Here is a 22,996-nt window from a genome sequence, read left to right as displayed (position 1 = left end):
CGCGCCTACGAGCATGACGTATTTGGCACTTCATCGAATGGCGCCGCTTGCGCGCCGGAGCAGAGGATGGACCATTGAGCGACCGTATCCCCGACGCCGGGCTGGAAACGCAGGGCATCGAAACCCGCGCCACGCTGCACTGGAACCTGGTCACCGCGCGCCTGACCGAGGCCGCCGTGGCACGCAGCGAAGGCAAGCTGTCCGCCGACGGCCCGCTGGTCGTCGAAACCGGCGCGCACACCGGGCGCTCGGCGCAGGACAAGTTCATCGTCCGTGACGCTGAAACCGAGACGACGGTGTGGTGGGGCAAGTCGAACAAGGCGATGGACCCGGCGCATTTCGCCGCGCTCAAGGCCGATTTCCTCACCGCGCTGCATGGCAAGAGCGACCTGTTCGTGCAGGATCTGTACGGCGGATCGCAGCCGGCGCACCGTGTCGGCGTGCGCGTCATCAACGAACTGGCGTGGCACAACCTGTTCATCCGCACGATGCTGGTGCGCCCCGAGGAACGCGAGCTGAAATCGTTCGCGCCCGACTATACGATCATCGACCTGCCCAGCTTCCGCGCCGATCCCGCGCGCCACGGCTGCCGCAGCGAGACGGTGATCGCGGTCAACATGACCGAGAAGCTGATCCTGATCGGCGGCACGCGCTATGCCGGCGAGATGAAGAAGTCGGTGTTCGGCATCCTCAACTACCTGCTGCCGCCCACCGGCGTGATGCCGATGCATTGCTCCGCCAACATGGGCGACGACGGGCGGACCGCCGTGTTCTTCGGCCTGTCCGGGACGGGAAAGACGACGTTGTCGGCCGATCCGAAGCGTACGCTGATCGGCGACGACGAACATGGCTGGTCCGATGATGCGGTCTTCAATTTCGAGGGTGGCTGCTACGCCAAGATGATCCGCCTGTCGGCCGATGCGGAGCCGGAGATCTTCGCCACCACCAAGCGCTTCGGCACCGTGCTCGAGAATGTCGTGATGGACGAGGTGACGCGCCAGCTCGACCTCCACGACAACAGCCTGGCCGAGAACAGCCGCGGCGCCTATCCGATCGACTTCATTCCGAACGCCTCGGACGACAACATGGGCGGCACCCCGCGCAGCATCGTGATGCTGACCGCCGACGCGTACGGGATCCTGCCGCCGATTTCGAAACTCACCCCCGATCAGGCGATGTACCATTTCCTGTCGGGCTATACCGCGCGCGTCGCGGGCACCGAGATCGGCGTGACGGAGCCGGACGCGACCTTCTCGACCTGCTTCGGTGCGCCGTTCATGCCGCGCCACCCGTCGGTCTACGGCAATCTGCTCAAGGAGCGGATCGCGCGCGGCGGGGTCGATTGCTGGCTGGTCAACACCGGCTGGACCGGCGGCAAATACGGCACCGGACACCGGATGCCGATCAAGGCCACCCGCGCGCTGCTCGACGCCGCGCTCGACGGCAGCCTGAACGACGCGGAATTCCGCACCGATCCGAACTTCGGCTTCAAGGTGCCGGTGTCGGTGCCGGGCGTCGACGCCGTGATCCTCGATCCGCGCGCGACCTGGGCGGACAAGGCCGCCTATGACGCGACGGCGGCGAAGCTGGTCGACTTGTTCAACGACAATTTCGCGCAATTCGCCGATCACGTCGATCAGGGCGTCCGCGAAGCTGCGCCGAAGGTGGTCGGAACCGGCGCCTGAAGCGCAACCGTCATCGCGAGCGCAGCGAAGCAATCCCGAGCGTCCGGGTGGCCCTGGATTGCTTCGCTACGCTCGCAATGACGCGTAACTGCTGGCGCCGGGGCACTCGCCCCTAGCGGATTCCCCGCATCGCGGTTACATGGCGCGCCACCTCCTCTCCCCACAGGATTCGGCGTTCCATGAACATCCGCCTCGGCCTCACCTTCGACGACGTGCTGCTCGTGCCCGCCGAGTCGAGCGTCCTCCCCGGCGAGGCTGACACCCGCACCCAGGTGACGCGCGGCATCGCGCTCAACATCCCCGTGCTCTCCTCGGCGATGGATACCGTGACCGAGGCCGACATGGCGATCGTGATGGCGCAGCTCGGCGGGATGGGCGTGCTTCATCGCAACCTCACCGTCGACGAACAGGTCGCGGCGGTGCGGCAGGTCAAGCGCTTCGAAAGCGGCATGGTCGTCAACCCGATCACGATCGCGCCACAGGCGACGCTGGCGCAGGCGCAGGCGCTGATGGCCGCGCATCGCATCAGCGGCATCCCGGTGGTGGAGTCCGACGGGAAGCTGGTCGGCATCCTCACCAACCGCGACGTGCGCTTCGCCGAGAACCCGCATCAGCCCGTCGCCGAGTTGATGACCCGCGATAACCTCGCCACCGTCGCGGTCGGCGTCGGGCAGGAGGAGGCACGCCGCCTGCTCCACCATCGCCGTATCGAGAAGCTGCTGGTCGTCGACGACGCCTATCGCTGCGTCGGTCTCATCACCGTCAAGGACATCGAAAAGGCGGTGATGTACCCGAACGCGACCAAGGATGCCGCCGGTCGCCTGCGCGTCGCTGCCGCCACGACGGTCGGCGACAAGGGCTTTGCGCGCACCGAGGCGTTGGTCGACGCCGAATGCGACCTGATCGTCATCGACACCGCGCATGGCCACAACAGTGAGGTCGCGCGCGCCGTGGAACGCGTGAAGAAGCTGTCGAACTCCGTGCAGGTCGTCGCCGGCAACGTCGCCACCGGCGAGGCGACCCGCGCGCTGATCGATGCCGGCGCGGACGGGATCAAGGTCGGGATCGGCCCGGGTTCGATCTGCACCACCCGCGTCGTCGCCGGCGTCGGCGTGCCGCAGCTCACCGCGGTGATGGACTGCGCGGAGGTCGGCGCGAAGGCCGGCGTCCCCGTCATCGCCGACGGGGGCCTGCGCACCTCCGGCGATCTCGCCAAGGCGCTCGCGGCCGGCGCATCGACCTGCATGGTCGGCTCGCTGCTCGCCGGCACCGAGGAGGCGCCGGGAGAAACGTTCCTATATCAAGGACGTGCGTACAAATCTTACCGCGGGATGGGAAGTGTCGGGGCGATGGGCCGCGGCTCCGCCGACCGCTATTTCCAGGGCGAAGTCCGCGACCAGCTGAAGCTGGTGCCGGAAGGGATCGAGGGGCAGGTGCCCTACAAGGGCCCGGCGCGCGACGTGATCCACCAGCTGGTCGGCGGCATCAAGGCGGCGATGGGCTACACCGGTTCGGAGACGATCAAGGACCTGCAGGCGCGCGCGCAATTCGTCCAGATCACCGGCGCCGGCCTCAAGGAAAGCCATGTCCACGACGTGACGATTACCCGCGAGGCACCCAATTACCCGACGCGCTGACCGCACGCACCGCCCCGCCGCCGCCGGCGGCGGGGCAGGGCGCTGTCCTACGCACCACCGCTGTGGCAAAGCTGCACAATGACCGCCGCCGATCCCGTCGCAACTTGGCGCGCAGCACCGTCTTGCCGCATGCCGTCGACCCTCCGGTGTGGCCGTTCGGCTGACCGTCGAGCAGCAGGTCGCCCGCTGGCGGCGAAGCTCGCGGCCGGCAAGCAGCAATCCCGGTGTGTCGGCGTCTCGACGTTCGCGGCGCGTCCCCCGCACCACCGTGGCCACGCGCCCGGTGGCATAGTGGTGACGACGACCGAAGACGGCGTCCGATGCCGCCGCGGACCCGCAACCGGCTGTATGGCGCTTGCGACGACCGTCGGCGGCGAGCCGCGACTCGCGATCGCCAGCGTCTCGATATTCGCGACATCTGTGGCACCCGCCCCTTGCCGCAGCGTCGGGATACGACAAGCAGGCGAGCCCGTCCGCTGGTCGCGGCCGTCTCGACATCCGCGCGGCACGTCCGGTGCCACGATCATCGGCGACCCGCATCACGCGCTCGCCACGCGCCTCAACCGCCCCCGCGGGAGCCTCAACATTCGCAACATTCGATGACGCCCGCCGCCCGCACTCAGGCCGCGATCGACCTGCTCGACGCGATCGTCGTTGCCGCACGTGAAGGTGGTGCCGCCGCCGACACGCTGATTTCGCGCTACTTCGCACAGCGCCGTTACGCCGGTTCGAAAGATCGTCGCGCAGTGCGGGAGCTGGTCTACGCCGCGATCCGCCGGCTTGGCGAGCGCCCGGCCGATGGTCGCGCCGCGCTGCTCGCGCTGGCCGCTAGCGATCCGGCGCTGGCCGCCACCTTCGACGGCTCGACCCACGGTCCCGCGCCGATCGCCGACGAAGCGCCCGCGGCCGAGGGGTTGCACCCGCGCTGGCTCGAGGAGCGGCTCGCCGCCTCCGGGATCGACGCCGCCGAGCAACGCGCGCTGATCGACCGCGCGCCGCTCGACGTTCGCCTCCATTCCGATGCCGCCGATCTCGACCTGCCCGGTGCGGAGCCGATCGCCGGCCTGCCGCTCGCGCGCCGCCTGCCCGCGGGCACGGACGTCGCGGCGCTGTCCGGGCGCGTCGAAGTACAGGATGCCGGCAGCCAGGCGGTGACGCTCGCCGCCGGTGCGACGCCCGGCATGACCGTGCTGGACCTGTGCGCCGGCGCCGGCGGCAAGAGCCTCGCGCTCGCCGCATTGATGGGGCACGACGGCCGGATCATCGCAACCGACGTGGATCGCGCACGGCTGTCGCGGCTCGCCCCGCGCGCCGCGAAGGCCGGGGCGACGATCATCGAGACGCGGCTGCTCGATCCGAATCGCGAGGCCGACGTGCTCGCCGGGATCCAGGCCGATGTGGTGCTGATCGACGCGCCATGCTCGGGCACGGGCACGTGGCGCCGCAACCCGGAGGCGCGCTGGCGGCTCACGCCGGCGCGCCTCGACCGCCTTATCGCCACGCAGCAGCATGTCCTCGCGCTTGGCGCCGCGGCGCTGAAGCCGGGCGGGGCGCTGGTCTACATCGTCTGCTCGCTCCTCGATGCGGAGGGGGCGACGCAGGTCGACGCCTTCCTCGCCGCGCACCCGGGTTGGCGCGCCGAGCCGCCGACGCTTCCGTTCGGGCGCGCGCATCACGCCGGCACCCGGCTAACCCCCGCGCATGACGCCACCGACGGTTTTTTCGTCGCACGGCTGCGGGCACCATGCTAACCGGGCCGGATAGTGTCGAAGCTGGAGCCGTTCATGCGTTTCACCGCCGTCGCCATGGCTGCCTCGCTGGCGCTGGTGTCGATCTCCACCGTGCTTCACGGCCAGCGGCCCGACGACCAGATCGACGCACGCAGCATGGCGCTGCTGCAACAGGGCAAGGCAGCAAAGGCGGCGGGTAATCTCGACGGCGCGACCGATCTGCTCGAAAGCGCGGTGACGATCGATCCGCGCAATCGCCAGGCGTTCGTCGTTCTGGCCGAGGTCGCGGACGGCCGCGGGCTGCCGGGCAAGGCGATCCGGCTCTATCGTGAAGCACTGCTGCTCGAACCCAACGACGTCACCGCGCTGGCGGGGCAGGGCGAGGCGATGGTCGCGAAGGGGGCCGTCGAGCGCGCGCGCCAGAACCTCGCCAAGGTCCGCTCGCTGTGCAAGTCGGGCTGCCCGCAGGCGACGACGCTGGCTGCGGTGATCGCGAAGGGCCCGCCAGTCACGACCGCGCAGGTCGGCGCGAACACGACCACGGCCGCGACCGGCGCGGAGCCGTCGGCACAGGACTGAGCGCGCATGCTGGTCGACTGACGTTCCGTCCGCAAACCCGCGATTCGCTCGGCCTCAGTTCGTTCCGGTCAGGCGCCGCGCCACTGCCACGAACTCCGCGACGCTCACCGTCTCCGCCCGCCGCGTCGCGTCGATTGCCTCCGCCGCCAGGGCGTCCATCGCCCCCGGCACGCCGCGCAACGATTGCCGCAGCATCTTGCGCCGCTGCCCGAACGCCGCGGCGGTCACCCGCTCCAGCACGTCCAGCGCCACGCCTTCGGGCGCCGACACGGGCGTCAGGTGCACCACTGCCGACATCACCTTGGGCGGCGGCGTGAACGCCGAGCGGTGCACCGGCATCGCGATCTTCGCCGCCGTCCGCCATTGCGCCAGTATCGCCAGCCGCCCGTACGCATCGCCGTTGACCGGTGCGACGATCCGCTCGGCCACCTCGCGCTGGAACATCAGCGTCAGCGACCGCCACCACGGCACCCACTCCGCCGACAACCAGCCGATCAGCAACGCGGTGCCAACATTGTACGGCAGGTTCGACACGATATGCGGCGCGCCTTCGAACAAGGTACGCGCATCGATCGCTGTGGCATCGCCCTCGATCACGCGCAGCTTGCCCGGATACGCCGCCTCCAGCTCGGCGAGCGCGGGGATGCAGCGCCGGTCGCGCTCGATCGCGGTCACGCGCGCGCCCTGCGCCAGCAGCGCCCGCGTCAGCCCGCCAGGACCGGGGCCGACCTCCAGCACCTCGGCATCGGCAAGCTCGCCCGGGATACGCGCGATCCGCCCCAGCAATTGCGCGTCGAACAGGAAATTCTGCCCCAGCGCCTTGGACGCGGACAGCCCGTGGCGCGCGATCACGTCGCGCAGCGGCGGCAGCTCCGGTGCGGTCATGCCGCCAGCGTGCAGCGCGCGCGGTGCGTGGCGGCCTCGTCGGCCATCAGGATCGCCGCGATCGTCGCACCCGGATGCGCCAGCCCCTTGCCGGCGATCCCGAACGCCGTGCCGTGATCCGGCGAGGTCCGCACGATCGGCAGCCCCAGCGTGATGTTCACCCCGTCGTCGAAGAACAGCGTCTTCAGCGGCACCAGCGCCTGGTCATGATAGGGGCAGAGCGCCACGTCGTAGCCCTCGCGCGCACGTGCATGGAACATCGTGTCCGCCGCCAGCGGCCCGCGCACGTCCAGCCCTTCGGCTCGCAGCTGCTCGATCGCCGGCTGCATGACCTCGATCTCCTCACGCCCCAATGCGCCGTTCTCGCCGGCATGCGGGTTCAGCCCGGTGAAGGCGAGACGTGGTTGCTCGATCCCGAAGTTGCGCATCATCGCGCGCGCCGTCACCCGCGCCTTCGCGAGGATCAACTCGACCGTCAGCAATCCCGGCACGTTGGCCAGCGGCACGTGCGTCGTCATCGGCACGACCCGCAGCCCCGGTCCGGCCAGCATCATCACCGCATTGTCGCGCGCGATCCCGCAGCGTTCGGCGACGAACTCCGTCTGCCCCGGATAGGTGAAGCCGGTCTGGTAGAGTTGCGCTTTCGACACCGGCCCCGTCACCAGCGCACGCCCGGCGCCCGATCGCACCAGCCCGGTCGCCAGCTCCAGCGCCCGCACCGCGCAGCGCGCACCCTCCAGGTCGGGCTCGCCGGGAACGATGTCGCCGGCATCCTCGACCGTCAGCACCGGCAGCGCCTCGGCGAACACCTGCGCCACCATGTTCAGGTCGGACACCGCGGCGACCGGTCCGTCCCAAACGCGCGCGATCGCACGCCGGTCGCCCACCGCCACGAACGGCGGCAGTGCGCGTTCGTGGCGCGCGTCCCATGACCTGGCGATCGTCTCCGGGCCGATCCCCGCGGGATCACCCATCGAGATGACGATCGGCCGGGTCACGCCACGCTCCTCAACGATAATCGATCACCGCGTCGCGCCGCAGGTCGCGCAGCGCCTGCTGCGCGCGCAGGTTCACGCGCTGCTGCTCCAGCTGGTTCTGGATCTGCTGCGCACCCGGCAGCTGTCCGCCCTGCGCTTCGTCGCGCCCGCACATCACCAGCGTCCGCACGCCCTCCGTTGGCGAACCGAACGGCGGCGTGGCCTGGCCGACCTGCAACTTCACCATGATCGCCTGCAAGGGCGGCGGCAGGTCGCGGATGCGGATCGCGTCGTTGTCGACCACCTCCGCGTTCAGCGACGCGGCCACCTTCTCCACCGATCCGCAGCCTTGCAGCTTCTGGATGGCACCGGCGAACGCGCTGGTCCTGGCGGTCGCCTGCGCCTGGGTCGTGCCGGCCGGGAACTTGATCGTCAGCTGCTTCAGGCTCAATCGCGCATCGCGCGGATCGGCCATCAGCACCTGGCGCTTGTCGACCAGGTACAGGATCGAGAAGCCGCCCGGCGTTGCGACCGGTCCGGCGACCTGCCCGACCTGCATCGTCTGCGCCGTTTCGGCGAGCGGCCCGGGGAGCTGCGCGCTACGCACCCAGCCCAGATCGCCGCCGACGCCGCGCGTCGATGCTTCGGAGAAGTTGCGCGCAAAATAGGCGAATGGCGCCTGACCCTTGCCGATTTCGGCGATCAGCTGCTTCGTGCTTTCGAACACCTGCTGCTGGCGGTCCGGCGTCGCGGCGAGGTAGATTTCGTTGAGGTGGTATTCCTCGGTGCCCTTGGCCGCTTCCAGCCGGTCTAGGATCGCCTTCACTTCTTCATCGCCGACGTTGACGAAGGGCTCGACCCGCTTGCGCAGATAGCGGTTCCACGCCAGCTCGCCCTCGATCTGGCGCCGCAGCGAGCGATCCGACGATCCCTCCTCGCGCAGCCATGTGGTCAGCACCGCCGGCGTCTTCTGCAGGTTACGCGCGACCCCCGCATAGGCCTGGTCGATCTCGCCCTTGGTCACGGTGATGTCGGCGACCTTGGCCTGCTGGATCTGCAACGTCTCGTCGATCAGCTGGCGCAGCACCTGCAAGCGTAGCCGCTCGCGTTCCTCGTCGTTCAGCTTGGCGCCGTTCGCGGCGGCGATGAAGTTCACGCGCTGGTCGACGTCGGTGCCGGTGATCACCGCCTCGTTGACGATAGCGGTCGCCTTGCGGATGTTGGGGTCCAGCTTGCCGAAGATCTGAAGGTTGGCTGGCAGGTTCAGCCCGGTGGCGTCGCGCGACGGCACGTCCTGCGCGAAATCCGGCGCGGCGTTCGGCGCGCCTCCTTGCGCCAGTGCCGCACCGGTGACGCCCAGCGTCACGATCGTGCCCAGCAATCGGCGGGTCAGCGCCGCGCCCTTCGTCTTCGTCATCACGTCCGTCTCGAAATCCCGATGATGCGCACCCGTGAAGGGCACGTTAGGCGCATGTGCCGAAAATGAACTGAACCGGGGCTTAGCGGCCGATGTTCTTGAAGGAAAGCGTCAACAGGTAACTGTTGCCGCTGCGCGCGTCGCCAATGTTGCGATAGTCGCGCTTCCACGTCACGCCCAGGTCGAGACAATCGTCCTGATATGCGACACCTACGCGGTGCCGGATCGGATTGAACCCGTCCGATGCGGACAGCGGATCTTCGGCACGATCGGTCAGGTCGACGATCGCCGAGCCCCATACGGACCAGAAGCGACCGATCGCTACGCGTCCGCCCGCGCGCACTTCCTCGCGGTCCTGAAGATCTTCCAGCACGTCGATGTCGCGGTTCAGCCGCAGGTAGCCGATCGTCGCATAGGTGCGGCGCGTTCCCACCGTCGCGTCGACCTCGTTGCGGCGCACCGAGAAACTGTCCTTGTCGATGCGATAGCGATGGGTGAGCGTCAGGAACTCACCGAAGCGGATGTTGGTGCGCCCGACGATGTCGGAGAAGCGGTCCGACAGGCCCGTGCCGTCCGGCAGGATGCTCGGCCGTTCGACAAGGCGGTAGCTCTGCCCGACGTTGGCGGAGATCGCGATCCGGTTGAGATCGAGTGCCCATTCCGCACCATAGGTGACGCGGCTTGAATCCTCCCAGCGATCATAGCCGGAGAAGCGATTCAGCGCGAAAAGGTTCGAATCTTCCAGGTCGACCGCTCGCGCATCCTCGTTCGGTATCTGGATGTTGCGGGTCTTTGGCGTGGCCACCACCTGCACGCGCGGCGTGAAGCGCTGAAACCCCCCGAACAACTCACCCACGAAGGGCCAGCGCACGTCGGCGGCCAGCGCGCCGATCAGCCGCGTCTGGAAGCCCTCGATCCCGCGATAGCTGACGATCGAGGTCGCCGCGACGTTCTGCGTGTCATAGGCATCGGCGCGGCCGAACGCGGTCAACGTCACTTCCTGGCCCATGACGGTGATCCCGCGCCAGTCCCAGCGCGCGCTGCCGAAGGCCCGCTGCGTGTCCTGTCCCGCCTTGCGTCCGATCGCCAGCGTGTTCAGCTGCACTTGCAACGTACCGCCCAGCAGGGCGTCCGGCACGCGACGGCGATAGTCTATCTCCGGCAGCGCCACCGGCTGCATTCCCTGCTGGTCGCCGACGCGCAACGTCTGCACCGCCCAGCCGGCGATCGAAAGATAGCTGTTCGGGTCGACCCGCTCCAGCGCAAGCGTGGTACGCAGCCGATCCTCGTTCGAGATGTCGTAGCGGCGCAGGAAGGTCCGATCGGTCACGAGCCGCAACGATCCGGACAGGCTCCAATTCTGGTCGAACTGGAAACGTCCTACGCCGTCGAGATAGCCGCGAAACGCGCGCTCGGTGTCGGAATTGAAGCCGCTCGCCAGATCCTGGCTACGCCGGCTGCCGGTGGCGAAACCGCGTATCGAAAATGCGCCCAGTTCGTTCAGCCCGGTGTAGCGCGCCTCCAGCATCGGGACTTCCGACGAGAAGATGTGCGGCGCGACGACCAGCGACTGGTTCGGCCCCAGCGCGAAGTTGACCGGCGCCACCAATTCGGCACCGTTCAACCGCGTCAGCCCGATCGACGGCATCAGCAGGCCGGTATCGTTGCTGGCGGCGATCGAGTTGCTGAACCGCGGCAGCGCCGGGCTGGTCAGCCCGAACAGGTGGAAGCGCGCACCTTCGTAATAGATGCGCTGCTTGTCGGGACGGTACACGACCTTGACCGCGGTGATCTTCCACGTCGGCTCGCGCGGGCAGCCGTCCGATCCCGTCACCGCGCACGGCGAATAGACCGCGCGCTCCAGGTTCATCGTCCCGTCCTGCTCGCGCACGCCGCGAACCGCCGCCAGCCGGCCGCCCTGTTCCAGCACGACCAGCAGATTGTCGACCACGCCGTCCTTCAGCGTGTCGGTCAACTCGATCGTGTCGCCGTAAGCGACATCGCCTTCCGGGTTGGTCACCGCGACATTGCCGCTGGCGACCACGCGACCGCTCTTGCGGTTCCACACGACTTTCTCGGCGCGCAGCCGGTCGCCGGCACGCGTCATGCGCACCGCGCCGGTCGCGGTCACGATGTCGGCGCTATAATCGTATTCCAGCGTACCGGCGCTGAACTGCACCTGGTCGCTCCCCGTCGGTGCGGTGGAAACACCCGAGGATACGGGCGATACGACGGGGGCAGGGGTGTCGCCACGATCCTGCAGCGACTGTGCCGCGGCCGGGGTGGCAAGCGCCAGCCACAGCGCGCCACCGGCGAGGAAATCCAAACGCATCACGTGATTGTCGTTGCCCCGTTTGCACCCCCGGCCGGAAATGACCGTGGCACGCTCTCGCGCCTATCGCATCGCCGCGCGTCGCCTGCAACGCTTTGCCATTTGCCGGGGCCGTCCCTAGTTAGAAGGCATGATGACTGAGGACACCGGAATGCAGATCGCCTTCGCCCCCCAACGCCCTGCCAGCCCCGGCATCCTCGCGCTGCCCGTGACCAAGGGTGCGGCGCTCGACGGGCTCGTGGAGGGCGCGGATGCGCTGCTGGCCGGCGCCGCGGCCGGGCAGCGCTTCACCGGCGAGGCCGGCAGCGTCGCCGACCTCTTCGTACCGCACGGGGGCGGGACGCAGCGCGTGCTGCTGCTCGGTGTCGGCGCCGGCGACGATGCCGCGTACGAGCGGGCCGGCGGCGCGCTGACCGCCAGGCTGCTGACCTCGGGCGCGACCGCGGCGGTTGCCGATCTCGGCGCCGCCGCTCCGCTCGCCGCGGCCCGCTTCGCGGCCGGCGTCGCGCAGCGTGCGTGGCGCTTCGACGAATATCGCACGAGACTGTCTGACAAGCAGAAGCCGACGCTGGCGCATGTCACGGTCGTCGGCGACGACGCCGAATGGGCCGGACGGGACGCCGTGACGAAGGGCCTCGGCCTGGCCCGTACGCTTGCCACGCTGCCGCCGAACATCCTCTATCCCGAATCGTTCGTGGAGCGTGTGCTCGCCGCCGTCGACGGCCTCGGCCTCGAGGTCACCGTGCTCGGCGAGCCCGAACTCGCGGCGCTTGGCATGGGCGCGTTGGTCGGCGTGTCGCAGGGTTCGCGCCGCGACGCGCGGGTCCTCGCCTTGAAGTGGAACGGGGCGGGGGAGGCGCCGCTCACCGCGCTGGTCGGGAAGGGCGTGACCTTCGATACCGGCGGCATCTCGATCAAGCCCGCTGCGGGCATGGAAGACATGAAGTGGGACATGGGCGGCGCCGCGGCGGTCGCCGGTGCGATGCTGTCGTTCGCCACCCGCAAGGCCAGGGCCAACGTCATCGGCGTGATGGGGCTGGTCGAGAACATGCCCGACGGCAATGCGCAGCGCCCCGGCGACGTCGTCACCAGCATGTCGGGACAGACGATCGAAGTCATCAACACCGACGCCGAAGGTCGACTGGTGCTGTGCGACTGCATCACCTGGGTGCAGGAGACGCACAAGCCGGTGCGCATCGTCGACCTCGCCACGCTGACCGGCGCGATGATCGTCAGCCTCGGCAACGAATACGGCGGCCTCTTCTCGAACGACGATACGCTTGCCGAGCAACTGCTTGCCGCCGGTCGCGCCTCGGGTGACCAATTGTGGCGCTTCCCGCTCGCCGAGGCGTACGATCGCCTGATCGACTCGCCGATCGCGGACATGAAGAACGTCGGGCCACGCGGCGCCGGCTCGATCACCGCCGCACAGTTCCTCCAGCGCTTCGTCGACGAGGGCGTGGCGTGGGCGCATCTCGATATCGCCGGGATGGTGTGGGCCGACAAGGACGGCGCGACCTGGGCGAAGGGCGCGACCGGTTACGGTGTGCGCGTGCTGGACCGCTTCGTCGCGGACGTCTGCGAAGGCTGAGGCCAGGCCCGATGCAGGTCGACTTCTACCACCTGACCCGGATGCCGCTGGAACGTGCGCTGCCGCAGATCGCGGCGAAGGTGGTGGCGTCGGGCGCCCGGCTGCTGATCGTCGCCGCCGACGAGGATCAGCGGACGGCGCTCGACCGGCTGCTATGGAATTATGCGCCCGACAGCTTCCTGCCGCATGCGCAGCTCGGCAGCGCGGCCGACGATCGCCAGCCGATCTTGATCGCGCCGGACGTGAATGCGGCGAACCGGGCCCGCAACATCGCGCTGGTCGACGGCGAGTGGCGGGACGCCGCGCTCGACTTCGACCGCGCCTTCCACTTCTTCGACGAGGATCATATCCGCCCCGCGCGCGCGGCATGGAAGGATCTGGCGGCGCGCGACGGGATCGAGCGGCGCTATTGGAAGCAGAACGAGGCCGGGCGCTGGGAACAGGCCGCCTGACCCGCGACTTGCATCCGCGCCGCCCTCCGCCTAGTGCGGCGCCACTTCCCAATCCTCATCATCAGGAGCCCGTGACCGTCATGGCCGCGAACCGTACCTTCTCGATCATCAAGCCCGATGCCACGCGCCGCAACCTGACCGGCGCGGTCACGAAGATGCTGGAGGAAGCCGGCCTGCGCGTCGTCGCGTCCAAGCGCATCCAGATGACCCGCGAGCAGGCCGAAGGCTTCTACGCCGTTCACAAGGAGCGCCCGTTCTTCAACGATCTGGTCGGCTTCATGATCTCGGGCCCGGTCGTCGTGCAGGTGCTGGAGGGCGAGAACGCCATGCAGCGCAACCGCGACATCATGGGCGCCACCAACCCCGAGAACGCCGCGCCGGGCACGATCCGCAAGGAGCTGGCGGAGTCGATCGAGGCGAACACCGTCCACGGTTCGGACTCGGACGAGAACGCCGAGATCGAGATCGCCTATTTCTTCAAGCCGGAAGAGATCGTCGGCTGACATGGACTGGCGCCTGCGCCGCGCCGGGCCGGCCGATGCCGCCGCCCTGTCGCTGGTAGCGGGCGCCACCTTCCTGGAGGCGTTCGCGGGCCTCCTCGACGGTGCCGACATCGTCGCGCACGTCGCCCGCAACAGCAGCGCCGCCGCCTTCGAGCGCTACATGGCCGACGGCGCGATCGTGACGCTGGCCGAAGCGCGCGCCGGCACCGCGCCGGTCGGCTACACGCTGCTGACCAGCCCCGACCTGCCGGTCGTGCCAGCACCCGGCGATATCGAGCTGAAGCGCATCTACGCGCTCTTTCCGTTACACGGCGCCGGCCTCGGTCCCGCGCTGATGGCGCAGGCGATCGCCGACGCACGCGACGCCGACCACCGCCGCCTGCTGCTCGGCGTTTACGGCGGCAACCGGCGAGCGCAGCGCTTCTATGAAAAGCAGGGGTTCACCGTCGCGGGAACACGCCGCTTCCGGGTCGGCGAAACGTGGCATGACGACCTGATCTACGCACGCATGCTGTAGCAGGCCGTCGCGGCAGCCGGAGCGCGGCGCGACGGCGCCGATCGTCGACAGCTGCCTCGGCCCCGGATCCGATCGGGCGCCCGCTGCGGGTGGAAACCCGCCCGTAACGGGCGCCCGGCGCGAGGCCGGGGCGAAGTGCGTACCGATCGTCGCCCCGATCAGATCCCCACCCGGAACGTCACCCGGAGATCGCGGCCGGCCAGCGGTGCGAAATCCTTCAGCACGCTTGACGCGCGGCGCGCCTCGACGTCGAAGATGTTGTTTGCCGCCAGCAGGATGCTGCGCCGGTCGCTGCCGCCCCACGGATGGAACGACAGCGAGGCGTTGACCATCGTATAGCCGTCCGTGTCGGTTTCGAACGCCGCGGTCCGGCGTTCCGGGAACACCTTCTCCACCTCGACGCGCGCGCCGCTGGTGTCGCTGCGCGCCTCAAGCCCGCCGAGCAGCCGCAGCGGCGGGATGCGCGGCACCGGGCCGCCGTCGACCACCTCGGCATGGACGTAATCGCCCAGAAGGTCGGCGGTGATGGCATGCGTGCCGATCGTCGCCAGCTGTGCCGAGGCGTCGGCCTCGAACCCATAATAGCGCGCCTTGGCCTGGCCGTAGCGGAAGCACGGCAGATCGACCTCGCCGCCCGCCGCCACGACGCACGGCGTATCGACGACCTGCGTCTCGAAGATGTAATTGTCGAACCAGTTGTAATAGGCCGACGCATCAAGGCTGAAGATCGCATTGTGCGCGTGCAACGTCGCTTCCAGCCCCCACGACGTTTCGGCGCGGAAATCCGGATTGCCGAGTTCATAGGCCTGCGTGCCGGCGTGCGGCCCGTTGGCGAAGAGTTCCTCCGCGGACGGCGCACGTGCGGTGCGCGATCCGTTCAGCCCGATCCGCACGCCGTCGGTGAGCGTGTAAGCCGCACCGAGCGATCCCGACCACGTATCGAACTGCCGCGCCTGCGCGGTGAAGCGCTCGGTCCCCTCCCGGAACCCGGCGTCTGCGGTCAACGAAGTGTGCTCGTAACGCACGCCACCCTCGGCCTTGAAGCGCCCGTCCTCGAATTGTTGCAACGTGAACAGCCCGGTCTGCTGCGTGTCGTTGCGCGGCAGGAACGCCTCGTCGCCGACCACGTCGAACGCGCGGCTGAAATATTGCACGCCGCTGGCCCCCTGCCACGCGCCGCGTTTGGCCTGTACCACCTCAAGCCGGCCTTCCAGCCCCTTGTTGTAGAAGGCCGTGCCGACCGATCCGTCCTCCTCCAGCTCGAAGTGGCGATAGTTCGCATGGGCGGCACGGACGCGGATCGCATCGATCACCGCTCCGTGCGGTGTCACCTCGGCACGCAAGTCGTATCGGTCCTGCGCCACGTCCAGCCGCGGTGCTTCCTGCTCCTGCCCGGCCGCGGTGGCGTAGCGAACCGGCACGCCGTACAGGCTGTCATAATGCGCGTAGGATGCGCCCAGCATTCCACCGTCGGTGATGATCGACGCGCCTGCGCCCGCGGTCCACGTTTCCGACGCGCTGTTGGGCAGCTTGCCGCGCAGCGCGGCATTGCCCGCGAAGTCGATCGCTTCGTCGCCCGCCTGCGGCACCCCTGCGGCGGCCAATGAGGCGCGGCGCGCCGCGCGCGACAGGATGAAGCCTCCGGTACGCAGGTCGTCCGACTTCAGGTACGATCCGTCGACGTGAAGGACGAGCGGGCCGACCGCGGTCACGTCCGCGGCGCCGCCGATCGAGCGTGCGTTCGCCGCGCTGCCATAGCTGCCGATCGCATCGACGCGGTAGCCGTTCTCGGGCAGTGCGCGCGGGATGCGGCGATCGACGACGTTGACGACGCCCCCCACCGCCGACGATCCGTACAGCAACGCGGCCGGACCGCGCAGCACTTCGATGCGTTCGGCCAGCAGCGGATCGATGATCACGGCGTGATCGACCGAGGTGTTCGACACGTCGATCGATCCGATCCCGTCCGTCAGCACGCGGATGCGGTCGCCCTGGAAACCGCGCAGGATCGGGCGCGAGGCATTCGGGCCGAACGATGTCGCGGACACGCCCGGCAACCGCGCCAGCGTCTCGCCGATCGTCGGGCGCAACTCACGCGTCAGGTTCGCGCCGGTCAGCACCGACGTACCCTGCAGGACGTCGGCCTCGCTGGTCTGGATCGGCGCGGTCACGATCACCTCATCGGAGCGATGCGGATCGGACTGGCGGCCGGCACCGGCGGTCTGCGCGGCGGCGGGCATGGCGAGCGGCGCGAGCGCGACCGCAGCGAACAACATGAACTTCATGGAGAACTCCTTTGCGAGCATTCCATAGCGCCATGTTACATCATATCAATAGGGATGATTGCGCTCCATCGCATCCCGCTCGACACCATCGAGAATCTTGCCGCCCGCCATGAACACCACGATCGTGCAGGCCGCGAACATGATCCACCCACCGGTGCCGGGAAAGCGATGCGTATAGGTCAGCCCACGCTCCACCGCGCCGGTCGCGATCGCGTAGATCAGCATGAAGGCTTCGAACTTCGTCTTGACGACGAACAGCCGCGCGAAGCCGCGCCACCATCGCATCAGCCGCGCTTTCATCCCTGCAACTCCGTCAGTCCCAACGCTTCGATCAACGCCGCGCGTGCGGTCGCGATCCGCGCCAGCAACGCCGCGTCGCCGATCGCATCCGGCCCGATCGCCTCGGGCCAATGCCGCTCGATCACCGCCGCGATCATGTCCAGCCGCGCATCGTCGACCAGGAAGCGCGGGTCGATCGTCGCGGGGTCGCACGCCACGCGCAGCCGCAAGCACGCCGGCCCGCCGCCATTGGCCATCGACTCGCGCACGTCGACCACCTCGACACGGCGGATCGGCCCGTTGCCGGCGAGATGCGCCTCGATCCACGCCCGGACGCGTGCGTTGGCGCGCGCCTCCCCGGGCACGATCAACGTCGGCTGCCCGTCCGGCGGGGTCACCAATTGTGCGTTGAACAGATACGATCCAATCGCATCCTCAAGGCTCACTTCGCTGGCCGGCACCTCGACGATCTCGACCTCGGGCAGCAATCGACGGAGGTCGGCGTAGAAGCCGTCGCGGTCCTCGAAGGCCTGTTCGTGGGTCAGCAGCACGCGCTCGTTGGCGACCGCGACCACGTCGTTGTGGAATGCGCCCGCCGCGATCGCCGCGGTCGATTGCTGGACGAACAGCGTCCGTGCCGGGTCCAGTCCGTGCGCGCGCGCGACCGCACGGCTCGCCTCCACATGCTGGCGCGCGGGGAAGGGGCCACCGCTCACGCCATAGACGAACACCTCGACTCCCGGCGCGTCATGCGCCGCGCACAGCCGCATGTGGTTCGCTGCACCCTCGTCGCCGAACGGCGCCGGCACCGGCGCGCGTACGGCGAAATGCCGCTCGTTCCCGAACGCCACCCGCAATTGCGCCAGCGTCGCCTGCCATTCGTGGCTGCGATGCGGCATCGTCACCAGATTGGCGACCGTCAGATGGCAGCGCCCGTCGCCGGTATCGGGGGCAGGCGACACCGTCGCGGCATTTGCCGCCCACATCGACGACGCCGACAGCGCCTGCGCCTTAAGGTGCGCGGGCGCCGCGTCGTAGTCCGTCGCCAGCCGTGCCAGCCAGTCATGGTCGGGGCGCGGCGGTGGGATCAGCACGCCTTGCGCCAGACCCAGTGCGAGATTGGCGCGCATCTTGGCGACGCCCTGCAACGCTGCTGCACGCGGATGCGCGACCGCGCCGGCGTTGGCGGTCGCCGCGAGGTTGCCGGGGCTGAGCCCGGCGTAATTATGGCTCGGGCCGATGATCCCGTCGAAGTTGATCTCGCGCATCATATCCGTCCGATCCAGCTCACCCGCGCGCCCGCCGCGATGCCTAGCGCGGCCGCGCCGGCGGCGTCCAGCATCACGCCCCCGTCGGACGGCCCGATCCGGGCATAGGCGCAGCGGAATTCGGCGAGCCGCCCGGTCGCGACCAGCGCCTCGGTCGTGCCGCCGTCACCGATCGCGGTCACGGTCGCGTCCTGCGCATCGCGCACGGTGCGGATCTGATCGGTGCGCACCGTCATCGTTGGCCCGCCGTCGAAGATGTCGACGTACTTCTCGAATGCGAACCCTTCGTTCTCCAGCATCCGCATCGCCGCGCGGCCGGACGGGTGCGGCAGGCCGATCGCGGCGCGCGCGTGGTCGCTGAGCATCGCGGTATAGATCGGGTGCTTGGGCATCAGATCGGCGATGAACTGGTGGCCGTTGACGGCGTTGAACTCGTCCGCCTCCTGGAACCCCATTCCGAAGAAGCGCCCGGCCAGCCCGTCCCAGAACGGCGATCCGCCCGCTTCGTCGATCACGCCGCGCAGCTCCGCCAGCGTCCGGTCGGCGAAGCGCGGGCGGTGCGCGCGGATGAAGAGATAGCGGCTCCGCGCCAGCAGTAGCCCGAGGCCGCCGGCGCGCTCGCCGGGATGCAGGAACAGCCCGCCGACCTCGCTCGCGCCCTCCAGGTCGGTGGTCAGCGACAGCATCTCGGCGCGAAACGTCCGCCCCAGCTCGCGGCTGTACTGCGTCAGCGTGCCGATGCGATAGCTGTAGAAGGGATGCTTCTGACCGACATGCGTGAACAGCTGGCAGGTGCCGCGCACCTCGCGCGTCGCGCTGTTCTCCAGCATCAGCACGAACAGCTCGTCGGCCAGCGCGGTATCGTCGTGCCCGAACGCGGTTGCGCTCCGCTCCAGTTTCGTGGTCAGCGCGGCACGGTCCGGCGGCAGGTTCGTGAAGCCGCCCCCGGTCAGCTTCGCCATTTCGTAAAGGTGCGCCATGTCGCCGGTGTCGGCGGCGCGGATCACGAACGTCATGCCATTGCTCCGTCTGCGATCCGCAACATCGTGACCGCCGACAGCGCCGCCCGCTCGGCAAGGCTGTCGACGATCAGGAATTCATCCGCCGAGTGGATCGCGCCGCCACGGGCGCCCATCGTATCCACCACCGGCACACCGCACGCCGCGATGTTGTTGCCGTCGCACACGCCGCCGGTGTCGCGCCATGCGATCGGCTGGCCCAGGTCGCCGCCGGTCGCGCGCACCAGCTCGAACAGCCGCGCCGCGCCCGCGTCGATCGGCTTGGGCGGGCGGTTGAACCCGCCATGGACCTCGATCGTCACGTCGTACGCCGCCGCTGCCGCGGCTACAGCCGCATCGATCGCCGCCGTGGCGCGCGCGATTTCGCCGCCGTCGGCGGGACGAAAGTTGACGCGCAGCACCGCCAGGTCGGGCACGACGTTGTTCGGCCCGCCGCCGTCGACGCGCGCCGGGTTCACCGCCAGCCGTGGCGAACGCTCCGCGTGCAGCCGCACCGCCAGCGCGCCGGCCGCGACGACGGCGTTGCGGCCGTCCTCGGGGTTGCGCCCGGCGTGCGCCGCGCGACCATGCACCACGATCGAGAAATTGCCGGTGCCGCCGCGCGCGCCTGCCAGCGTCCCGTCGGGCAGCGCCGGTTCGTAGGTCAGCGCCGCCGTCTTGCCGCGCGCCACCTCCGCCAGCAGCGCGGCGGACGACAGCGACCCGGTCTCCTCGTCGGAATTGATGACCACGTCATAGCCGATCGCCGGCGCCGTCGCCTCGATCGCCAGCAACGCTTCCAGCAGCAGCGACAGGCCGCCCTTCATGTCCGCCACGCCCGGCCCGCCCAGCACGCCGGCCTCGCGCCACGTCAGCGTCTGGAAGGGATGATCGACGGGATAGACGGTGTCCATATGCCCGGTCAGCAGGATCCGCACCGCCGCCTGCGGCCGCACGCTCAGGTGCAGGTGCCGGCCGTGCGCCAGCGCGTCGACGCGCCCGTCCGGGGTGACCGCCTGCGCCGGCGTCGGCTCGAGAAGCCGCAACGTTCCCGGCAGCACGCCGAACGCCTCGCTCAGCGCGTTTGCCATCGCAGCGCACCCGGCCAGGTTGCGCGTCCCGCTGTTGATCGCCGCCCACTGCTCGACCCGTGCCAGCATCGCGCCGGCGTCGAGCCGCTCGATCGCGGCACGCTCCCTGTTCGTCAGTCTCTCCATCCACCGCTACTAACCGGGCGTGGTCAGAACGTATAGACCAACGCCGCGCGGCTGGTGGTGTCGGTCGTCACGCGCCCGTCGGGCGGCTCGCTTTCATATTGCAGCGTGTAGGACAGCCGCGCCGACAATGGTCCCAGCAGCTTTGCCTCGATCGCGGACACGCTGCGAACCGTGCTGTTGTAGCGTTCCCAATACCCTGACGCGCTCTGCGTCACCACCAGCCCGCTCAGCAGCGTCCAGTTCAGCTCCACGCTGCCGCGCGCCGCCAGGCTCCCCTGCATCGTCCGGTCGGTATAGTCGGTTTGCCGAAACGCCGGCCCGACCTCCAGGTCGAGCGTCAGGCCGTTGCGCCGGATCACGCTGTAACCGGCACCGACCGATGCCGAATAACGGCTGAAATAGCCGAGGAAGCGATCCGATTCGTACTGGCCGTTGCCGTAGATATAGCCGCGGTCGTTGATCTTGTAGTTCGGCTGGTACGCCGCGACATAGCGTTCGCGGCTCGTCACCCCGGCGGTGCGCTGGAAATCGGCCTGCGCCATGACGCGGTGGCGCCAGCGCAATCCCTCGCGCGTCAGGTCGGCAACGCCCGTCAACCCGGTGACATCGGAATTGCCGGTCGAGATGAAGCCGCCGGCTTCCACGCGCCCGCTCCAAAGCTGGAAGGCGCTCGCCTGTCGCACGCGCTCGTTGCGGGCACGCGATCGCGCATCCTTCCACTCGGTCGCGCGGCGCAGCACCAGGTCGCGCGATCCCGGATCGCCGTTGCGGGCATATTTGACGAGCGTGTCGACGCCGCTTTCGTCGTTCGCCTGTATCGCGGCTTCCAGCATCGCGCGGATCTCGGGCGGAATCTCGGGTCCGGGGATCTTGCCCAGCGTCACGCCAACGTCGCCCAGCACCGCCTCCGGCACCGTCGGCGGGGCTGCATCGATGAGGACCGGGTCGACCTCCGGCTCCGGCCGCGTCAGCGTCGTCGCACGCCGCACGCGCCGCACCCGCGGCGGGCGCGGCGTCGCCTGCGCCAGCGCCGGATCCGGCAGCGCGGCAAGGCCGATCGTGCCGAGCAACGTCGTCAACATGCGCGTGGCGCTCGCGTCAGGCTGCGCTGTCGCCGCGCGGCAGGTGCGGGGCGAACGCCGCGAGCACGTCGCGATAAAGCTGCGCCTTGAACGGCACGATCAGGTGCGGCAGGTCGGTTGGCGCCGCCCAGCGCCATGCGCGGAACTCCGGATGCGGCGTGTCGATGCGAATGTCGCTGTCCTCGCCGTCGAAACGGAACAGGAACCAGCGCTGCCGCTGCCCGCGATACTTGCCCTTCCACACCTTGCCGATCATCTCGGGTGGCAGGTCGTAGAACAGCTCGTCCGGCGCCGCGGCGATCAGCGTCACCTTGTCCTCCGTGACGCCGGTTTCCTCCCACAATTCGCGGATCGCGGCGGCCTGCGCATCCTCGCCGGGATCGATCCCGCCCTGCGGCATCTGCCACGCTTCCAGTACGTTATCCAGCCGCTGTCCGACGAACACCTGGCCGTGGCGGTTGAGGAGCATCACGCCCGCGCAGGGGCGATAGGGCAACATGTCTGGCGCAGTCATGCCCGTCCGATAGGCCGCACGCGCGCCGGCTTCAACCCGCCGCCTGCGCCATCACGCGCGCGCCCTCCGCGCCAGCGACAGCCGCCTTCACCGCCGTCAGATAGGCGGCGACATCACCCTGGCTCGACGGGATCGCGCGCCGCAGCGTGACGAAGCCGTGGATGTTGCCGGCCGCCTCCTGATACGACACCGGCACGCCGGCAAGCACGAGCGCGGCGGCATAGGCGCGCGCCTGGTCGCGCAGCGGATCCAGCCCCGCCGCCACGATCACCGCGGGCGGCAATCCCGCCATCTCGCCCAGCAATGGCGAGAAGCGCGGATCGTTCGCGTCGGGGCGGTAATGCCCCCCGAACCATCCCATCGCCTCGTGCGTCAGCAGGTAATCGGCGGAAAAGGCGTCGAACGACGGATAGGCGCGGGTCGCGTCGGTGGCGGGATAGATCGGCGCCTGCACGATCACCGGCGCGGCGGCGGGCGCGTCGCGCAACGCGACGGCGACCGCGATCGCAAGGTTGCCGCCGGCGCTGTCGCCGCTCAGCACCAACGAGGTGACCGCACGTCCGAGCGTCGCCGGGCTGTCCGCTACCCACCGTGCCGCTGCCTCGGCATCGTCGACCGCGGCCGGGAAGGGGGCTTCCGGGGCGAGCCGATAATCGACGGAGAGCACCGGCAGGTCCAGTTGCCGCGCCATCTCGGCGGTGAAGCTGGCGTGACTGTCGAGGTCGCCGACCACCCATCCGCCGCCATGGAAGAACACCACCACCGGTCCCGGAACGCGGGTCTCGCGTGCATCGAACAGCCGCGCCGGGATCGTACCGGCCGGCCCGGGGATCGCCAAGTCGCGCACCACCGCCAGTTCGCCGCGCGGCGGATCGGCGACGTCGCACATCGCGCGCATTGCCGCGCGCGCGTCGGCCGGCGACATTTCATGCGTTCGCGGGCCGGGCATCGCATTGAGATAACCGAGGAACGCGCGCACGTCCGGGCGGACGAAGGGCGTGGTGTCGGTCGTTGCGTTCGTCATTCGGCACTCCTGCGCGCACGCGGC

At 69.3% G+C, this 22,996-nt stretch carries 20 protein-coding genes; 8 read left to right on the top strand and 12 right to left on the bottom strand.

The features are described from left to right. The first annotated feature begins 74 nt into the window (after positions 1-74). From SPHPHY_RS0110060 to SPHPHY_RS0110045, 4 genes are all read left to right on the top strand, one after another. Entirely contained in the window at positions 75-1,685 is a 1,611-nt protein-coding gene (locus SPHPHY_RS0110060) for a phosphoenolpyruvate carboxykinase (protein ID WP_022686556.1), read from the top strand. Positions 1,686-1,864: 179 nt separating this feature from the next. Further along, entirely contained in the window at positions 1,865-3,322 is a 1,458-nt protein-coding gene (guaB, locus tag SPHPHY_RS0110055) for an IMP dehydrogenase (RefSeq protein WP_022686555.1), read from the top strand. Positions 3,323-3,921: 599 nt separating this feature from the next. Further along, positions 3,922-5,073 (top strand): RsmB/NOP family class I SAM-dependent RNA methyltransferase, encoded by a 1,152-nt coding sequence (locus SPHPHY_RS0110050; RefSeq protein WP_022686554.1) that lies wholly within the window; start codon positions 3,922-3,924, stop codon positions 5,071-5,073. 33 nt (positions 5,074-5,106) lie between these two features. Then, positions 5,107-5,631, top strand: coding sequence for a tetratricopeptide repeat protein (locus tag SPHPHY_RS0110045; RefSeq protein WP_028056739.1), 525 nt, complete (start codon positions 5,107-5,109; stop codon positions 5,629-5,631). A 54-nt stretch (positions 5,632-5,685) separates the two neighbouring features. On the opposite strand, the gene rsmA is transcribed toward SPHPHY_RS0110045, so the two are convergent. The 4 genes from rsmA to SPHPHY_RS0110025 form a co-directional block, all read right to left on the bottom strand. Further along, positions 5,686-6,516, bottom strand: coding sequence for a 16S rRNA (adenine(1518)-N(6)/adenine(1519)-N(6))-dimethyltransferase RsmA (gene rsmA / locus SPHPHY_RS0110040; RefSeq protein ID WP_022686552.1), 831 nt, complete (start codon positions 6,514-6,516; stop codon positions 5,686-5,688). Next, positions 6,513-7,514: a 4-hydroxythreonine-4-phosphate dehydrogenase PdxA gene (gene pdxA, locus SPHPHY_RS0110035; RefSeq protein WP_022686551.1), complete on the bottom strand. Its 1,002-nt coding sequence runs from the start codon at positions 7,512-7,514 to the stop codon at positions 6,513-6,515. The genes rsmA and pdxA overlap by 4 nt, the downstream gene beginning before the upstream one ends. 10 nt (positions 7,515-7,524) lie before the next feature. After that, on the bottom strand, positions 7,525-8,910 hold the full coding sequence (locus SPHPHY_RS0110030; protein WP_043130964.1) for a peptidylprolyl isomerase: 1,386 nt from the start codon (positions 8,908-8,910) through the stop codon (positions 7,525-7,527). A gap of 82 nt (positions 8,911-8,992) precedes the next feature. After that, positions 8,993-11,242 carry an LPS-assembly protein LptD gene (locus tag SPHPHY_RS0110025; RefSeq protein WP_022686549.1) on the bottom strand — a complete coding sequence of 750 codons (2,250 nt, stop codon included), beginning with the start codon at positions 11,240-11,242 and terminating at the stop codon, positions 8,993-8,995. A 151-nt stretch (positions 11,243-11,393) separates the two neighbouring features. On the opposite strand from SPHPHY_RS0110025, the gene SPHPHY_RS0110020 reads away from it, so the two are divergent. The 4 genes from SPHPHY_RS0110020 (at position 11,394) to SPHPHY_RS0110005 (ending at position 14,305) form a co-directional block, all read left to right on the top strand. Beyond that, positions 11,394-12,833 carry a leucyl aminopeptidase gene (locus SPHPHY_RS0110020; RefSeq protein ID WP_028056736.1) on the top strand — a complete coding sequence of 480 codons (1,440 nt, stop codon included), beginning with the start codon at positions 11,394-11,396 and terminating at the stop codon, positions 12,831-12,833. Between the two features lie 11 nt (positions 12,834-12,844). After that, a complete protein-coding gene (locus SPHPHY_RS0110015; RefSeq protein WP_022686547.1) occupies positions 12,845-13,285 on the top strand; it encodes a DNA polymerase III subunit chi in 441 nt (146 codons plus the stop codon). Positions 13,286-13,365: 80 nt separating this feature from the next. Continuing rightward, positions 13,366-13,788 carry a nucleoside-diphosphate kinase gene (gene ndk / locus SPHPHY_RS0110010; RefSeq protein WP_022686546.1) on the top strand — a complete coding sequence of 141 codons (423 nt, stop codon included), beginning with the start codon at positions 13,366-13,368 and terminating at the stop codon, positions 13,786-13,788. 1 nt (position 13,789) lies between these two features. Continuing rightward, the gene (locus SPHPHY_RS0110005) at positions 13,790-14,305 is read left to right on the top strand and encodes a GNAT family N-acetyltransferase (protein WP_022686545.1); all 516 of its coding nucleotides are present in this window, start codon (positions 13,790-13,792) and stop codon (positions 14,303-14,305) included. Between the two features lie 158 nt (positions 14,306-14,463). Here SPHPHY_RS0110005 and SPHPHY_RS0110000 read toward each other — a convergent pair whose 3' ends face one another. From SPHPHY_RS0110000 to SPHPHY_RS0109965, 8 genes are read right to left on the bottom strand one after another with little or no spacing between them, the layout of a single operon-like run. After that, the gene (locus tag SPHPHY_RS0110000; RefSeq protein ID WP_028056735.1) at positions 14,464-16,590 is read right to left on the bottom strand and encodes a TonB-dependent receptor; all 2,127 of its coding nucleotides are present in this window, start codon (positions 16,588-16,590) and stop codon (positions 14,464-14,466) included. Positions 16,591-16,635: 45 nt separating this feature from the next. Continuing rightward, positions 16,636-16,875, bottom strand: a complete 240-nt coding sequence (locus tag SPHPHY_RS0109995) for a hypothetical protein (protein ID WP_043130962.1) — start codon at positions 16,873-16,875, stop codon at positions 16,636-16,638. 11 nt (positions 16,876-16,886) lie between these two features. Continuing rightward, entirely contained in the window at positions 16,887-18,140 is a 1,254-nt protein-coding gene (locus SPHPHY_RS0109990) for an N-succinylarginine dihydrolase (RefSeq protein WP_022686542.1), read from the bottom strand. Beyond that, a complete protein-coding gene (locus SPHPHY_RS0109985; RefSeq protein WP_022686541.1) occupies positions 18,137-19,153 on the bottom strand; it encodes an arginine N-succinyltransferase in 1,017 nt (338 codons plus the stop codon). The genes SPHPHY_RS0109990 and SPHPHY_RS0109985 overlap by 4 nt, the downstream gene beginning before the upstream one ends. Then, positions 19,150-20,352: a hydrolase gene (locus tag SPHPHY_RS0109980; protein WP_022686540.1), complete on the bottom strand. Its 1,203-nt coding sequence runs from the start codon at positions 20,350-20,352 to the stop codon at positions 19,150-19,152. Before SPHPHY_RS0109980 ends, SPHPHY_RS0109985 begins: the two co-directional genes overlap by 4 nt. Before the next feature lie 23 nt (positions 20,353-20,375). Beyond that, positions 20,376-21,434, bottom strand: coding sequence for a DUF481 domain-containing protein (locus SPHPHY_RS0109975; RefSeq protein WP_022686539.1), 1,059 nt, complete (start codon positions 21,432-21,434; stop codon positions 20,376-20,378). Between the two features lie 16 nt (positions 21,435-21,450). After that, positions 21,451-21,948, bottom strand: a complete 498-nt coding sequence (locus tag SPHPHY_RS0109970; RefSeq protein ID WP_028056732.1) for an RNA pyrophosphohydrolase — start codon at positions 21,946-21,948, stop codon at positions 21,451-21,453. A 31-nt stretch (positions 21,949-21,979) separates the two neighbouring features. Further along, positions 21,980-22,972 (bottom strand): alpha/beta hydrolase, encoded by a 993-nt coding sequence (locus tag SPHPHY_RS0109965; RefSeq protein WP_022686537.1) that lies wholly within the window; start codon positions 22,970-22,972, stop codon positions 21,980-21,982. Positions 22,973-22,996: the final 24 nt, after the last annotated feature.

This window comes from Sphingomonas phyllosphaerae 5.2, assembly GCF_000419605.1.
GTDB classification, from domain to species: Bacteria; Pseudomonadota; Alphaproteobacteria; order Sphingomonadales; family Sphingomonadaceae; genus Sphingomonas; species Sphingomonas phyllosphaerae_B.
This window is presented reverse-complemented; position numbering and strand designations above follow the sequence as displayed.